The 15731-nt window shown below is 65.8% G+C and carries 14 protein-coding genes; 11 read left to right on the top strand and 3 right to left on the bottom strand.

Features of this window, described 5'->3' with window-relative positions; translation table 11 throughout:
* The first annotated feature begins 23 nt into the window (after positions 1-23).
* From OKW39_RS08405 to OKW39_RS08395, 3 genes are all read left to right on the top strand, one after another.
* On the top strand, positions 24-1040 hold the full coding sequence (locus tag OKW39_RS08405; RefSeq protein ID WP_429562422.1) for a hydroxymethylglutaryl-CoA lyase: 1017 nt from the start codon (positions 24-26) through the stop codon (positions 1038-1040).
* The gene (locus OKW39_RS08400) at positions 1037-2284 is read left to right on the top strand and encodes a CaiB/BaiF CoA transferase family protein (protein WP_429335826.1); all 1248 of its coding nucleotides are present in this window, start codon (positions 1037-1039) and stop codon (positions 2282-2284) included. Before OKW39_RS08405 ends, OKW39_RS08400 begins: the two co-directional genes overlap by 4 nt.
* A 66-nt stretch (positions 2285-2350) precedes the next feature.
* Positions 2351-3853 (top strand): MFS transporter, encoded by a 1503-nt coding sequence (locus tag OKW39_RS08395; RefSeq protein ID WP_429335827.1) that lies wholly within the window; start codon positions 2351-2353, stop codon positions 3851-3853.
* 187 nt (positions 3854-4040) lie between these two features.
* On the opposite strand, the gene OKW39_RS08390 is transcribed toward OKW39_RS08395, so the two are convergent.
* The gene (locus tag OKW39_RS08390) at positions 4041-4190 is read right to left on the bottom strand and encodes a hypothetical protein (protein WP_167368625.1); all 150 of its coding nucleotides are present in this window, start codon (positions 4188-4190) and stop codon (positions 4041-4043) included.
* Between the two features lie 876 nt (positions 4191-5066).
* Here OKW39_RS08390 and OKW39_RS08385 point away from each other — a divergent pair.
* The 5 genes from OKW39_RS08385 to OKW39_RS08365 all read left to right on the top strand — a co-directional run bounded on the left by OKW39_RS08385 (position 5067) and on the right by OKW39_RS08365 (position 12668).
* Positions 5067-6062 carry a helix-turn-helix domain-containing protein gene (locus OKW39_RS08385; protein WP_429563473.1) on the top strand — a complete coding sequence of 332 codons (996 nt, stop codon included), beginning with the start codon at positions 5067-5069 and terminating at the stop codon, positions 6060-6062.
* Positions 6063-6152: 90 nt separating this feature from the next.
* The gene (locus OKW39_RS08380) at positions 6153-7754 is read left to right on the top strand and encodes a sugar phosphate nucleotidyltransferase (RefSeq protein ID WP_429335828.1); all 1602 of its coding nucleotides are present in this window, start codon (positions 6153-6155) and stop codon (positions 7752-7754) included.
* Between the two features lie 55 nt (positions 7755-7809).
* Positions 7810-9195, top strand: a complete 1386-nt coding sequence (locus tag OKW39_RS08375) for an undecaprenyl-phosphate glucose phosphotransferase (RefSeq protein ID WP_090803256.1) — start codon at positions 7810-7812, stop codon at positions 9193-9195.
* A gap of 40 nt (positions 9196-9235) precedes the next feature.
* On the top strand, positions 9236-10375 hold the full coding sequence (locus OKW39_RS08370) for a polysaccharide biosynthesis/export family protein (RefSeq protein ID WP_167368626.1): 1140 nt from the start codon (positions 9236-9238) through the stop codon (positions 10373-10375).
* Between the two features lie 49 nt (positions 10376-10424).
* Entirely contained in the window at positions 10425-12668 is a 2244-nt protein-coding gene (locus tag OKW39_RS08365; RefSeq protein ID WP_429562421.1) for a polysaccharide biosynthesis tyrosine autokinase, read from the top strand.
* A 96-nt stretch (positions 12669-12764) separates the two neighbouring features.
* Here the strand turns inward: OKW39_RS08365 and OKW39_RS08360 are convergent, their stop codons facing one another.
* Entirely contained in the window at positions 12765-13169 is a 405-nt protein-coding gene (locus OKW39_RS08360) for a hypothetical protein (protein WP_429562420.1), read from the bottom strand.
* Position 13170: 1 nt separating this feature from the next.
* Here OKW39_RS08360 and OKW39_RS08355 point away from each other — a divergent pair, with 1 nt between their 5' ends.
* Together OKW39_RS08355 and OKW39_RS08350 are read left to right on the top strand one after the other, a co-directional pair.
* Positions 13171-14013: a hypothetical protein gene (locus tag OKW39_RS08355; RefSeq protein ID WP_429562419.1), complete on the top strand. Its 843-nt coding sequence runs from the start codon at positions 13171-13173 to the stop codon at positions 14011-14013.
* An 81-nt stretch (positions 14014-14094) separates the two neighbouring features.
* Positions 14095-14238 carry a hypothetical protein gene (locus tag OKW39_RS08350; protein ID WP_429362257.1) on the top strand — a complete coding sequence of 48 codons (144 nt, stop codon included), beginning with the start codon at positions 14095-14097 and terminating at the stop codon, positions 14236-14238.
* 121 nt (positions 14239-14359) lie between these two features.
* Here OKW39_RS08350 and OKW39_RS08345 read toward each other — a convergent pair whose 3' ends face one another.
* Positions 14360-14971: a hypothetical protein gene (locus OKW39_RS08345; RefSeq protein WP_429562418.1), complete on the bottom strand. Its 612-nt coding sequence runs from the start codon at positions 14969-14971 to the stop codon at positions 14360-14362.
* A 349-nt stretch (positions 14972-15320) separates the two neighbouring features.
* On the opposite strand from OKW39_RS08345, the gene OKW39_RS08340 reads away from it, so the two are divergent.
* Entirely contained in the window at positions 15321-15710 is a 390-nt protein-coding gene (locus OKW39_RS08340) for a hypothetical protein (protein WP_090803262.1), read from the top strand.
* The last annotated feature ends 21 nt before the right edge of the window (positions 15711-15731 follow it).

Here is a 15731-nt window from a genome sequence, read left to right as displayed (position 1 = left end):
GTCCACGACCAGGATTCCAACCAATGAATGAAACCCGCGAGCGCGTCGTCGTGACCGAGGTCGGTCTGCGCGACGGTCTGCAAAGCATTGCCCGCATCATGTCCACCGACGACAAGCGGCGCTGGATCGACGCCGCCTACGCGGCCGGCGTGCGCCACATGGAAGTCGCGTCGTTCGTGCCGGCGAAGCTGCTGCCGCAAATGGCGGACGCCGTCGACGTAGTCGCCCACGCCCGTAGTTACGACGATCTCAGCGTGAGCGCGCTCGTGCCGAACCTGAAGGGCGCGCAGCACGCGCTCGAGGCTGGCGTAGAGCGCATCGTCGCGCCGATTTCGGTGAGCGCCGCGCATAGCGTCGCGAACGTGCGCAAGACCCCCGCCGAGATGATCGACGCGTTCGCCGCGATGCGCGAGCTGATCGATGGCGCGCCCCCGGCAGGTGGGCGCCGCGTCGAGTTGATCGCCGGTTTGTCGACGGTGTTCGGCTGCACGCTGCAGGGCGCCGTGCCGTACGCGGATATCGCCGCGATCGCACGCGCCGCGGTGCAGGCCGGCGCCGACGTGATCGCGCTCGGCGATACGACCGGCGAAGCGACGCCGCGTCAGGTCGGCGAGGTCATCGAGCTGGTGCGCGACGTCGCGGGCGACAGGCTGCGCTCGCTGCATTTCCACGACACGCGCGGCCTCGGGCTCGCCAACACGCTGGTCGCGCTGCAGCACGGGATCCGCGAGTTCGATGCGTCGCTGGCTGGTCTCGGTGGCTGTCCGCATGCGCCGGGCGCAACCGGCAACGTCAATACCGAAGACCTCGTGTTCATGCTCGACAGCATGGGCTACGACACCGGTATCGACATCGCGCGGCTACTCGCATCGCGCGCGGTGCTGGCGCAAGCGCTGCCGGGCGAGCCGCTGTACGGCTATCTCGCGCGAGCGGGATTGCCGAAACAGTTCGCGCACGCGCAAGCGGTCGCGCGCGACTCCGCCAGCTACGCCGAATCTTTGCGTTGTCTCCATTCTTCCGTTCCGCAGGTGCCGCAATGACTCCGCTTTCCTCCGCTACTTCAGCTTCGTCGTCGACGTCCTCGCCGCAGCCGGGTACCTTGCCGCTCGCGGGCATCCGCGTGATCGAGTTGTCGCATATGGTGATGGGTCCGACCTGCGGCATGATTCTCGGCGACCTCGGCGCCGAAGTGATCAAGGTCGAGCCGCCGCGCGGCGACAGCACGCGCCGGCTGCTCGGCACCGGCGCGGGCTTTTTCCGCACCTTCAATCGCAACAAGAAGAGCGTCGCGCTCGATCTCGACAGTGAAGCCGGTCTCGCCGCGCTGAAGCAACTCGTCGATAGCGCCGACGTCTTCGTCGAAAACTTCAAGCCCGGCCGCATGGCGAGTCTCGGCCTCGATTACGCGACGCTGCGCGAGCGCAATCCCAGGCTGATTTACGTGTCCCACAAGGGCTTTCTCAATGGTCCGTACGACCATCGTCTGGCGCTCGACGAAGTCGTGCAGATGATGGCGGGCCTCGCGTACATGACCGGTCCGGTGGGCCGTCCGCTACGCGCGGGCAGCTCGGTCAACGACATCATGGGCGGCATGTTCGGCGCGATCGGCGTGCTGGCGGCGCTGCACGAACGGCACGCGAGCGGCCGCGGCAAGGAGGTGCAGAGCGCGCTGTTCGAGAACTGCGTGCTGCTCTCGGCGCAGCACATGCAGCAGTTCGCGGCGACCGGCGTGGCCGCCGCGCCGATGCCCGAGCGCATCAGCGCCTGGGCCGTCTACGACGTGTTTACGCTCGCGCACGGCGAGCAGATGTTCATCGCCGCGACCGGCGACGCGCAGTGGCGCGCGCTGTGCGCGATTCTCGAACGCGATGATCTGCTCGCCGATGCGCGCCTCGCGACCAACAACGACCGCGTGCTCGCGCGCGGCTGGCTGCTGCAGACGCTCGGCGAAAGCCTGAGCCGTTTCGACGGCGCGACGCTCGTGCCGCTGTTCGAGCGCAATCACATTCCGTTCGCGTCGATCACGAAGCCCGAGGAGTTGTTCGACGATCCGCACCTGAACGCGAGCGGCGGCCTCGTGCCGCTGACGCTCGACGACGGCAGCGAAACCGCGATGCCGTTGCTGCCGATTTCGCTCGACGGTGCGCGTCTCGGGCCGCGTCGGCCGATCGCGAAGATCGGCGAGCACACCGTCGAGGTACTGCGCGAACTCGGGTTCGACGACGCGCGGATCGCGGAGCTCGGCGATGGCATGGAATCGCGGGCGCCGCGCGCGGCTGCGTGAGCGTCGTGCCGCGCCGCGCTTGACCCGCTGCAGCGGGCAATAGACCAATAATTCTGGAGACAGACGATGAAATCGTCGCATCAGGCGATGTACTCAACGGCGCTCGGCGATGCCGGCGCGCTCGACGGCTCACCCACGGACGCGGGCGCGGATGCGGCAGGCTCGGACCGCGCCGGCGCGATCGCGCTCGACGGCGCGCGCATTTCCGCGCGGCTCGACCGGCTACCCGCGACCCGCACGATCTGGCAGCTCGTGATGCTGCTGAGCTTCGGCATGTTCTTCGAACTCTACGACCTGATGTACTCCGGCTATATCGCGCCGGGACTCGTGCACAGCGGCCTGCTGACGGCCACGACGCGCGGCCTGTTCGGCACGAGCGGCGTCGCGAGTTTCATCGCCGCGCTGTTCGCGGGCCTGTTCATCGGCACGGCGGCGTGCGGCTTTCTCGCCGACCGCTTCGGCCGGCGCGCGATCTTCACCTGGTCGCTGCTGTGGTACACGGCGGCCAACGTCGTGATGGCGTTCCAGCACACGGCGCTCGGATTGAACTGCTGGCGCTTTATCGCGGGAGTCGGCATCGGCGTCGAGATCGTCACGATCGGCACGTATATTTCCGAACTTGTGCCGAAGCACATTCGCGGGCGCGCTTCGGCGTGCTCGCAGGCGGTCGGCTTCTGCGCGGTGCCGATCGTCGCGTTCCTGTCGTATCTGCTGGTGCCGCAACGCCTGTTCGGTCTCGACGGCTGGCGTGTGGTCGTGCTGATCGGCGCGATTGGCGCGATCGTGGTGTGGTGGATTCGCCGTGGCTTGCCGGAGAGCCCGCGCTGGCTCGCGCAAAAAGGCCGCCTCGACGAAGCCGACGCGGTGATGACGCGTCTCGAAGCACGCGTCGCGCGCGAGTATCGGCGCCAATGCGGCCTGCCGTTGCCCGAGCCCGCGCTGCCCGAACCGGTGCGCGCGCGGGCGGCGTTTCGTGATCTGCTGGTGCCGCCGTATCGTAAGCGCACGCTGATGCTGATCATCTTTCACGTGTTCCAGACGATGGGCTACTACGGCTTCGCGAACTGGATTCCGACGCTGCTGATGAAGCAGGGCATCACGGTGACGACGAGTCTGATGTACGCGAGCATCATTGCGATCGCGGCGCCGCTCGGGCCGTTGCTGGGGCTGCTGATCGCCGATCGCTTCGAGCGCAAGACCGTCATCGTCTGCATGGCGGCGGTCAACGTCGTGTGCGGACTCGCGTTCAGCCAGGCGCGCGAGACGGTGCTGCTCGTGAGTCTCGGCGTGTGCCTCGTGCTCGCGGGCAACATCATTTCATACAGCTATCACGCGTACCAGGCCGAACTGTTTCCGACCGGCATCCGCGCGCGCGCGGTCGGCTTCGTTTACTCGTGGAGCCGGATTTCGGCGATGTTCTCGGCGTTCGTGATCGCCGCCTGCCTCGGTCGCTTCGGCGTGAACGGCGTGTTCGTGTTCATCTCGGGGGCAATGGCGATCGTCATGGTCGCGATCGGTACGCTGGGACCGAAGACGCGCGATGTCGCGCTCGAGGATCTTTCGAAGTAGCTAGGGCCTGTTCACGCTAATTACGGGCCAGCCCCTTGAAGGTTTTTTTAAAACAGGGGAACGTGCCTTTCCGCCCGTATTGCGGCGTCGGTCGTCGCTTGTTTGGCTCGGCCAAACGGCGCTCCTCTCTCCTTGCACTACGCGCGGAAAGGCACGTTCGCAAGCCCGTTATTAGCGTGAACAGGCCCTAGGAGTCCTGGCGAGTCTCGTCGTTGCTCGACAGCCGGTCCGATACGTTGCCGAGCAGCAGCGCGAGCAGCACCACGCCGATCATTGCGAACAGGAACCCGCCGATCATCGTGGCAAGTATCAGCGTGATCCATGAAATGCCGTCCATGTATGCGGTTCCAGCGCGTTTGTCGGGGGCATCGTAACCCGTTCAGAACCACTTTTATGTGCGCTTGCCCGCCGTAAACCTGTCAGGCGACGCCGAACTATCGTCGCGTCGTGCCATTACGCGGCGCGTTCTCGACGGGTGTCACAGTCGTTGCATAGGGATGGCGGACTTCGTTCGCTGTCCCCAACCCCCTTTGCGGAAACCTCGTAGTCCATTTCCGCAATCGATTGGCGGAAATGCACCCGCTCGCACCCGACTTATTCCGCCATTGGCCCATCTATTGCGGGGACGCTAAAGTCGTCCGATATCCGTGTTTCAGGTTTGAAACGTTAATTGCCACGTTAATATTCCCGCCATCAATAAAAATAGATTAAATAATCTGTTCTGGCGCGTTGAGTGCTTGCATTGGACGGCCGAAGGGTCGGTTGCGCGGCGCTTGCGCGGATCGTCAGGGGAAGTTGTCGATACAGCCGGGCCCGCTGGGTAGGGCTAGGGGTGTTTCACTCATCGATAGCCCATTCCGGCAAAAATATCTTTTAAAATGCCGCTTCGGTGGGTACATAAGGCGGGACACGCCGCTTTTCGAGTAGCCGCGCAGTGTGCGCTGGCGTACGCATTCATTTTTTAAATTGCATTAAGATTTGCGAGTGCATATTCAACCATATGCGGTTAGACGATTAATCCAGTGAAAAGACGGTCGTTTCGGTATTGTGCCGAATTGCACTGGCCGATCACGTATTCATAGTGCCAATATGTCTGCACTTTCGGACATGACGGCAGAGCGCCGGAGGCCGTCGCTATGATGCATTGCGCGGAGTTCGCATCGTGCGTGATCGTAAAAGGTGTAGTAGATCGTTTTCTGTCGAGAGGATGACTATGACCTGCGCGAGTCTCGAGTCTGCAATGCTGCGCTGGGTGCATGCTCCGAACAAGGGCGTGCGTCGTGTCGCGATTCTGTTGTTCGACGACTGCTCGCTGCAAGGGGCGGGTGTGATCGCCGAGGTGTTCCAGGCTGCCAACGAACTCGCCACTTCCGGTTCGGGCGCGTGGCTGTACGACGTGTCGTTCTTGTCCGCCGGCGGCGGCATGGTGACTTCGTCGTCGGGTTTGCGCGTCTGGACCGACGGACTCGACGCGCGCCATTACGGCGGCTTCGACGCGCTCTATGTGGCGGGCGGCAAGGGCGCGGCGTCGGCGGCGCGCGATGAGCGTCTGCTTGGTTGGCTGCGGCGCGTGCGTCGCAACACCGCGATGATCCGGCCGATCGCCGAAGGGCGCGCGGTGCTCGACGCGGCGGCCCTGCCCGAGGACAAGGACGGGAGCGACCCGCGCCAGCCGGCCTTGGCCAGAAATGGCGCGGGCTCGGCGGAGCAGGGCGTCGTCGACCTTAGCGACCGGCTGGAATCGATGCGCAGCGCGCTCGCGATGATCAAGCGCGATCTGGGCAACGCGACCGCGCGCTCGGCTGCCGAGCGGCTGCTGTCCGACTCGTGCACGAACCTCGCGCCGCTGCTCGGCGAGGACGGCGGCATGAGTCCCGGCGACAAGGTTCGCGCGGCGGCGCGCTGGCTGCAGGAAAACTGCCAGCAGGCGATTTCGATTGCGGATGCCGCGCAGTTCGCGGCGATGAGCGAGCGCAACTTTCTGCGCCGCTTCAAGATGGAAATGGGTATCACGCCGTCGAGTTTTCTGTTGCACGAGCGCCTCGCGGTGACGTGCAGCCTGTTGACCGAATCGGAATTGCCGGTCGACAAGATCGCCCGGCGCACCGGGATGGGCAACGGCGACCGGCTCGCGAAAGTGTTTCGCAAGCGGATGAGGATTTCGCCGACCGAGTTCAGGATTCAAAGCCGCCGCATGGCAGGCGCGTAGCACCGACGGAGCCCGCCCGGTAACCGCGCGTGACAGGCGGGGACGGGTCCGTTGTTCGTCGTACCTTGCAGATCGAAAAGGATTCCCGATATGTTGACGCAGGCAGGTGTGAGCGCCCGATCCGTCGAGCCGAACGGCGCAAGCGCCGGGGTTGCTGGCGCGCGCTGCGCGCACATCGTCCCGGTCATTCTCGCGGGCGGCTCGGGCACGCGGCTTTGGCCGGTGTCGCGCGAAAACTTTCCGAAGCAGCTGATCGACGTGGTCGGCTCCGACTCGCTGCTGCAGGCGACCGCGCGGCGGCTCGAGAGCTTCCCGGCGGGCTGGAGCGTCGACGCTTCGCCGATCGTCGTGTGCGGCGAGGAGCATCGCTTCGTGATCGCCGAACAGTTGCATGAAAACGGCGTCGACGCGCGTCTGATCGTCGAGCCCGCGCGCCGCGACACGGCGCCCGCGCTGACGCTCGCGGCATCGCTCGCGTGCGCGGCCGGCGACGACGCGATCCTGATCGTGATGCCGGCCGACCACGCGATCGCGGACGTGCCTGCCCTGCAGCGCGCGCTAGCGTGCGCGGCGCACCACGCGAGCGAGGGCGCGATTGCGACGCTCGGTGTGCCGCCGACGCGTCCCGACACCGGCTTCGGCTATATCCGGATTGGCGCGGCATTGGCCGCTGGCGGCCACACGATCGACGGTTTCGTCGAGAAGCCCGCCGAGGAAATCGCGAGGCAATACCTGGCGGCCGGCACCTACTGGTGGAACAGCGGCATCTTCATCGTGCGTGCGCGCGTGTGGCTCGATACGCTCGCGGCGCTGCGGCCCGACATGCATGCGCCGTGCGCAACCGCGTTCGCGAGCGGCAAGCAGGACGGCGACGTATTCCGGCCATCGCACGACGCGTTCCTCGACGTGCCCGCCGATTCGATCGACTACGCGGTGATGGAGCGTTTGACCGAACCGGCGCCGGCGCAAGACGACAGCGCGAGCAACGTCGAAGCGCAAGGCGCGGCACAGAACGATATGCAAGCTCAAAGTCGAGCCGCGGTCATTCCCCCCGGCGTCGTGGTCCCGCTCGAAGCCGGCTGGTCCGACCTCGGCTCATGGGACGCGGTATGGGCCGCGATGGAGAAGGACCCGAACGGCAACGCCGGGCGCGGCCGCGTGGCGTTCGAAGGCGCGGTGTCCTGCTATGCGCATTCGGAAGGGCGGCTCGTCGCGTGCGTCGGCACCGCGAACGTCGTCGTGGTCGAGACCGCGGACGCGGTGCTCGTGGTGGATCGCTCGCATGTGCAGGACGTCAAGGGGCTCGTGTCGCGCATCAAGGCGCAGCACGCGCCGGAGGCCGACGCGCATCGCAAGGTGCGGCGCCCGTGGGGCTTCTACGACTCGATCGATCGCGGCGAGCGCTTCCAGGTCAAGCGCATCGTCGTGACGCCCGGCGCAAAGCTGTCCCTGCAACTCCATCATCATCGCGCTGAGCATTGGGTGGTCGTGCGCGGCACCGCGCTCGTCACGCGCGGCGAAGAGCAGTTCCTGCTCAGCGAAAACGAATCGACCTACATTCCGCTCGGCACGCGTCACCGGCTCGAAAACCCCGGCAGGGTGCCGCTCGAAATCATCGAAATCCAGTCGGGTACCTATCTCGGCGAAGACGACATCGTGAGGTTTGACGACAACTACGGCCGCTGCCCGTAGGCAGCCCATGCACGCCCCTTTTTGCATACAGGAACGGCAGAACGAGGTAAGTAAAATGCGCAAGTTTCAGGATCTGCTCGCGCGGATTTTCGATGTCGCTCTGGTATTGGCGGGTGCGACCGTGGCGTCGCGGATCCGCTTTGATTATCTCGGCCAGTCGGGTTTCTACTGGGCGCTGGTGATGTTTTCGGCTGCGTTCGCGCTCGCGATCTTCCCCGCGTTCGGCCTCTACGAATCATGGCGCGGCCGCTCGAAGCTCGGGCTCGCCGGTCAGGTGTCGCTCGCGTGGCTGATCGTGCAGGCCTGCGCGCTCGTGCTGATGTACTCGTTGCATCGCATCGATATCGTGTCGCGGCTGTGGTTCTCGTACTGGACCGCGGCGACGGGTGGCCTGCTGATCGCGAATCGGGTGATCGCGCACGCGGTGCTCGCGCGGGCGCGCGGCGCGGGTATGAACCTGCATCAGGTGGCGATCGTCGGCAGCGGTTCGCAGTGCGATGCGCTCCTGCGCCGCATCGAGTCGGCGCCGACCGCGGGCTTTCGCGCGACCGCCGTCTACAACACGCGCCCGGACGACTCCGGCGTGACGAATCCGCGCGTGCCGGTGTTCGATCGCGTCGATTTGCTGGCCGACTACATCCGCACCAACGACGTGCACGAGCTATGGCTGATGCTGTCGCTGTCCGAGGAGCCGCTGATCTGCGCGCTGATCGACGAGTTCCGCGACGACCTCGTGAATATCCGCTTCATGCCGGACGTGCGCAGCCATGCGCTGTTCGAAGGCAGTGGCGTGGTCGATCTGCTCGGCGTGCCGGCGATCAATCTGGTCGCCTCGCCGCTGTCGGCCAACGCGATGCTGAAAAAGGAAGTGTTCGACCGGCTGTTCGCCGCGGCCGCGATCATTGCCCTCGCGCCGCTGCTGCTTGGCATTGCGATCGCGGTCAAGCTGTCCTCGCGCGGACCGGTGCTGTTCAAACAGAAGCGCAAGGGCGCGGACGGCCGTGTGTTTACGATCTACAAGTTCCGCTCGATGCGCGTGCATACCGAAGCGAAGGGCACCTTGAGCCAGGCGACGCGCAACGACAAGCGCGTGACGAAAGTGGGCGCGTTTCTGCGCCGCACGAGCCTCGACGAGTTGCCGCAATTTTTCAACGTGTTGCGTGGCGACATGTCGGTCGTAGGACCGCGTCCCCATGCGCTCGAGCACGACGACCTCTATCAGAAGGTGGTCGCGGGCTATATCAATCGCTACCGGATCAAACCGGGAATCACGGGCTGGGCGCAAATCAACGGCTTCCGTGGCGAAACCGACCGCATCGAGAAGATGGAGCGTCGCGTCGAACATGACCTGTACTACCTGGGTCACTGGTCGTTCGCACTCGACATGCGGATCATCGGCGCGACGATTGTCGCCGGACTGGTGCATCGAAACGCTTACTAGAAAGTCGATAACAACGCCTCGGGGCGAAGGAGTAAAGATCATGAGCTCACTTGGTTTTCGCACAGGAAGTCTTGTGGTTTTCGCAAGCGCAGCATTGCTTTCCGGATGTCAGGTCGTACCGGGACAACGGATGGTCACGCCGGCCGCGATTCAGGAGACGGGTGGCGAATTCAGTACCGAAGGCTCGCAGCAGAAGCAGATTCCGATCACCGATATCAATCTGGAACTGGTGAAGAAGATGAATGCCGACCAGACTGCCTCGGTGTTGCCGCCGACGACGACGGGTCTGTTCGGCAAGCCGGCCATGTACAGGGTCGGCCCCGGCGACGTGCTGCAGATCGTCGTGTGGGATCACCCGGAACTCGCGGCCGCGCTGGGACAGCCGCCGACGACCTCGCGCCCTTCCGATGCAATGCCGGGCTTCCTGATCGACGAGCACGGCGACATCCAGTTTCCGTACGCGGGCAACCTGCATGTCGCCGGCAAGGACGTCGCGACGATCCAGCGCGAGCTGTATTCGCGGCTGAGCAAGGTCTATCAGAAGCCCGAGGTGACGGTGCGCGTCGCGTCGTTCCGTAACGCGACGGTGTATATCGATGGCGAAGTGCGCACACCGGGCACGCAATCGATCAACGACATTCCGCTGTCGCTGACGAACGCGATCGGCCTGAGCGGCGGCTTCAACGCGACCGCGGATCGCAGCCGGGTCGATCTGATCCGCGACGGCAAGACCTATAGGCTGAACATCGACGAGCTCATCAAGCGCGGCCTCAATCCGTCGGATATCTATCTGCAGCCGGGCGATACCGTGCGCGTGAACGGGCGCGAAGACAGCGGCGTCTACGTGATGGGCGAAGTCAACAAGCCGGCCACGGTGCTGCCGTTGCGCAACGGCTCGCTGACGCTGTCGCAGGCGATCTCCGACGGCGGCAGCTTCGACTCGAATACGGCTTCGGGGCAGCAGCTGTTCGTGATCCGCAATTCGACCAGCGACTCGCCGCAGATCTATCACCTCGATGCGACCTCGCCGGTGGCGATGCTGCTCGCGAACCAGTTCGAGCTGCAGCCGAAGGACATCGTGTACGTCGGTCAGGGCGGTCTGGTCCGCTTCAACCGTGTGTTGAACCTGCTGTTGCCCGCGATCAACGCGGCGGTGACGGGAGTCGTCGTGTCGAAGTGACGCTTGCGTGACGCGATATCTGAACCGGCAGGCCTTGTTGGGTGAAAACATGGCAATCAATTACGAAAACCGTTACGCCGGCGTGTATGAACCGGGGCAGTTGCATCTGTCGGACTACGTGCGCACGATCGTGCGCGGTTGGCGCACGATCCTCACCGTGACGCTGATCGCGCTCGCGCTCGGTTGCGCGTACGCGTTCCTCACGCCGCCGGTCTATCGTTCGGACGTGCTGTTTCACGTCCAGGACAGGACGGCGAACGCGGTCAACGTCAATGCGAACGGCCGGGACGCGGCGGCGCCGCTTCCCGGCGCGTACGATTCGAAGCCGTCGACCGCGGCGCAGATCGAGCTTTTGAAGTCGCGTCTCGTCACCGAGGAGGCGGTCCGCGCGCTGCACCTCGACATTACGGCGAAGCCGCGTTATCTGCCGGTGATCGGCAGCAGGATCGCCGGACTCGTGAACGGGCACTGGTGGTTCCGGCTGCCGTCGTTCGTCAACCTGCGCGGGTTCGCGTGGGGTAACGAGAGCATCGCGGTGTCGCGCTTCGACACGTCGAAGGACTTGTATGGCGAGACCTTCACGCTAGTCGCGGGCGCCGGCAACACCTTCATGCTGCGCGATCCTCACGGCAGCGCGATCCTGTCGGGGCGCGTCGGCGAGACCGTGCAAACCGATACCGCGGTCGGCCCGGTCACGCTGCACGTCGACACACTGGTCGGCGCGCCCGGCTCGCGTTTCGAGCTGACGCGCGCGTCGACGCTCGGCACGGTGGAGCGTCTGGCGAAGACGATGGTCGCGCAGGAAACGGCGGAGGACTCCGGCGTGATCCGCGTGAGTCTCGAAGGCGCCGATCCGGCGCTGACCGCGGCGATCGTCAACAACGTGGCGCGCCAGTTCGTGCGGCAGGATCTCGCGAGCCGTTCGACCGAATCCGACCACACGCTCGCGTATCTCGAACAGCAACTGCCCGACGCGCGCAAGGCGCTCGACGACGCGGAAGAGCGCTACGGCAAGTTCCGCAATACACATGGCGCCGTCGATCTCGGTGAAGAAAGCAAGCTGCTGCTGCAGCAGATCGTCGACAACAAGACGAAGCTGCTCGATCTGCAGCAGCAGCGCGCGGAGCTGTTGCAGCGTTTTACGCCGAATCATCCGATGGTCGCCGCGCTCGATGCGCAGATCGCCGCGTTGCAGGGCGCGCAGAGCACGATGAACCACAGCGTCTCGACGATGCCCGACACCGAGCAGACCGCGCTGCGTCTGCAGCGCGACGTGCACGTGAACACCGATCTGTACATGAACCTGCTCAACAGCGTGCAGCGACTGCGGGTCGCGCAGGCGGGGCAGGTGAGCGGCGTGCGCGTGGTGGACTTCGCCGAAACGCCCGACGATCCGGTGTGGCCGAAGCGCATGCTGGTGATCCTGATCTCGCTCGGCGGCGGCCTCGCGCTCGGCTTGCTGCTGGTCTTCTTGCGGCGCGCGATGCGCGGCGGCGTGGAGCGCCCGGACGAACTCGAGGGGATGCTCGGCGTGCCGGTATTCGCGGTGGTGCCGCGCAGCCAGACGCAGTTGCGCCTGCAGGAAAAGGTGTCGCTGCGCCAGCGCGGGCAGCATGTGCTGGCGCAACAGGCGCCCGAAGATATCGCGGTGGAAGGGGTGCGCAATCTGCGCACCTCGCTGCAGCTGTCGCTCGATCATGCGGCCAACAACGTCGTGATGATCACCGGCTCGCGGCCCGATGCGGGCAAGTCGTTCCTGTCGGTGAATCTGGCGACGCTGGTCGCGTCGGCGAACAAGCGCGTGCTGATCATCGACGGCGACATGCGACGCGGCGACGTGCATTCGCATTTCGGCGTCAGCCATCGGCCGGGACTGTCCGACGTGCTGTGCGGCGGCGATCTCAACGCGATGATCCAGCGCGACGTGCTGCCCAACCTCGACGTGCTCGCGAAAGGCACGCTGCCCTCGCACCCGGCCGAGCTGCTGATGAGCAAACGCTTCGAAGCGATGCTCGAGGTGTTGAAGCCGCAATACGACGTCGTGATCATCGACACGCCGCCGGTGCTCGCCGTGACCGACTCGACGCTGATCGGCAAATACGCGGCGACGACGCTGCTCGTCGTGCGGCATGGGCGTCAACCGCTGCATGAGATCATCGAAACCACCAAACGCCTGCGTAACGGTGGCGTCGGTCTGCGCGGCGTGCTGCTCACCGACGTGCCGCAGGAAGCGGCGTTTCTCGGCTCAGGGTATCAGGGCGGCTATTACGGCTACGACAGCATCGCCGGCTGACACTGCTGCCCGCGCGCGCGTCTTTCGGGGCGCCGCGCGGGCGGGCGTGATCGACTGCACGTCCGTGCCGCCGTCCCGCGAGATACCTCGCGATCCTTAGTGGTGACGCAGCAGATCGCGCAATGCGCGCGACTCTTCCGCCGTCGGTTGCATGGTCTGCCACGCCGACTCGTGCGACGCGAGCGCGACGAGCCGTTGCGCGGCCTTGCTGCTTGAATCGATCCGCAACGCTTCGTTGGCGTTGTGCGACGCGCACTCCCAATGTCCCACGTTGCTGCAGCCGCGCGCGAGGCTCAGCAACGCGTCGCGTTGCTGCTCTAGCGTGCTCACCTGGGCGCGCATGCTGCGCGCGTCGCGATTGTCGGGCTGCGCGGTGATTACGGCGGCGAGGCGTGCTCTGGTCGCCGCCAGATTGCCTCGTCGCAGATAGCCGTGCGCGGCTTTCAGATTGCGCTCGGCGTCGGCGCGCTGTTTGTCGGCTTGCGTGAGCGGGGCGGCCATCGTGTCGGTGTTGCTGTTGGTGCTGGTCGACGCGAGCGCCGTGCCACGCGGCGTGGGCGCGGAGATGGCCGCGCTCGATGTCTTCGTTGACGCTACGGCGCGCGCGGTCGTGACAACGGGCGTTGACGGTCGCGCTGCGGTCGGCGTGGTCGCAACGACGGGCGTTGACGGTCGCGCTGGGACGGGCGCGGTCGCCACGACGGGTGGAGCCGATCGCGCTACGGCAGGCGCGGTCGCAACGACCGGCGGTGACGATGGCGCGACGGTCGGTGCGGTCGCCACGATGGGCGGGCTCGATCGCGCTACGGCAGGCGCGGTCGCAACGACCGGCGGTGACGATGGCGCAACGGTCGGCGCGGTCGCCACGATGGGCGGGCTCGATCGCGCTACGGCAGGCGCGGTCGCAACGACCGGCGGTGACGATGGCGCGACGGTCGGCGCGGTCGCCACGATGGGCGGTGACGATCGCGCTACGGTGGACGCGGTCGCAACGACGGGCGGTGCCGGTGGCGCGACGGGGGCCGCGTGCACGTTCGACGGTTGCTGCCGCGCGACGACAACGGGACGCGGCCGTTGGGCGACGATCGACGCCGGCTTCGGCGCCGCGGCAACCGACGGCGCCGCATTCTGCGCAACGTTCTGTGCAGGGGCTTGGCCAGGGTTGTCCGGGCGCACCGTGCCGAAGACCGTGACCGGCGTGTCGACGCTCGCATCGTCGTCGTTGAATAGAACGAAGCCGACGTACACGACGCCGAGCGTCGCGAGCGCGGCTGCGGCAAGCGCGAGCGGATGCCGCCGTCGACGCCCGCCCGGCTCGAACGTCGCTTCGTCGATCAGATCGTAGGGGCTCATCTTCGTTTGTGCGGAGCGTCGCGACGAACGGTCCGCGGGCAAGCTCGCGGCCGCTGGCAGCGGTTCGAGTTGCGTGCGCGATGCGCTCAGCGCCCGGGATCGCGCGGAGCGCTCGCCGGGCTTGTCGTCCGTATCGAACGAATCGATCGGCAGCGCATGGCATGCGGGACACGGCGAAAAGCGGCCCGACAGCGGCACGCCGCAGTATGCGCAGTGATGGAAAAATGGCTGGTCGGAGGTCGTGTCGCGCGGCATGGCCGTGTCGCTCCACTGGCGCCGAAGGGCGGCGCCATCAAAAAGAATGTATGCAACGACGCCCGCAAGCGGCGTCGGCCGGACTACTGGACGACGTAACCGCGCGCCTGCATGCACGCGCCGTAGGCGGCCCAATAGCGGGTCATCGGCGGCTCGGGCGCGGGCAGCGGCGGCAGCTTGACGTTCGACGCCAGCGAAGCGGCCGCACCATCCGACGCGCCGGGTGCCGCGTTCGCACTGGGGCCCGTTGCCGCTGCCGATGCGTTCGGCGGTGCATTCGCCGCCTCGGTGGCTGGCGCGCCTGGCGCGCTGGCGCCGGCCGCGGCTTCGTCCACCGGTTTCGCCGACGATGCACCGCCAGGCGCTTGCGCCTCAGCCAACGGCGCGCTCGCGGCTTCGGGCGCGCTCGCGCTCCACGGCAGCGGCGTGGCTGAGAAGGAACTAGGCGGAAGCGGCGGCTTCGACGGTACGCCGGTCGACGCACCTTTGGCCGCGGGCGGCTGACGCGGCGGAATCTGCGACTCGTGGGCCATGTTGACCCCGGTCACGCGGTTCGCCTCGGCGTAGCACATCGCGTTGTCGATGCTGCGCTCGTAAGGGCTCTGACTTCGGATCGGATAGGTGACAGGCCGCCACGCGAACGCGGCAGTGCTCGTCACCAACAGCGTCAGTACGGTATATGTTCTAAATGCCATCGCAGTCACTCCCGCAGCGATGTCTCGCCTTTTTGTGTTTGATTTCGTGTCGTGCTTTCGTTCTGTGCTCGTTGCGCGTCGTGTTCGAGCTCGTTCTCATGCCTGGCGCTCGTGCTTCTGTCGCGGCCTGCCGATGGGCCGTGGCGTTGCGATGCTTGCGCCACGGCTCCCCGGAACGGGCACGTCGCGAATGCCGCTTTAACGAGCGTAGCACCGCAGTTTGGCCACGCGATGCATCGGATAGCGCGCGAAAACGCCATCGTGCAGTGCAATCAGGACACAATCGGCGAGGCGGCGTTGAAGATCGGGACAATCCCTGGTCGCCACGAAGGATCGTCAGGAGTCGAAGATGAAAAACCTATCGTATCGCTATCGGCCGCTTTGCGCAGCGTTCTGTCTGTCGGTGCTGTCGCTCGCCGCGCCGCTCGCGAGCGGCGCGAGCGACGCCAACATGAGCGCGGAGACGGCGGGCGAGCGCGCAAGCTTCGCGCGGGCGTTTTGCGACGTGTCGCCCGAGCGGATCGACGCCTATAAGGAGCGGCTCCGAAAGGTCCTGACCGGTGCGACCGATTTCGATCAGCACTGGGACACGGGCTGGCACCGCGCCGACATCACCAATAGCCAGATGAACGCACTGCGCGAGCGAGATCCGAAGGAATTCGCGGCGCGCATCAAGGTCAATTGCGAACGGCTCAAGTGGATGGCGGGTAATGCGTTGCACCGGCCTGCGCAGAAGTGAAGTGAAACGAGCGTGCTGTCG

The sequence above is a fragment of the Paraburkholderia sp. MM6662-R1 genome (genome assembly GCF_050436245.1).
In the GTDB taxonomy this organism is placed as follows: domain Bacteria; phylum Pseudomonadota; class Gammaproteobacteria; order Burkholderiales; family Burkholderiaceae; genus Paraburkholderia; species Paraburkholderia tuberum.
The sequence above is the reverse complement of the archived record's forward strand: the minus strand, read 5'-3'. Positions and strand labels throughout refer to the sequence as shown.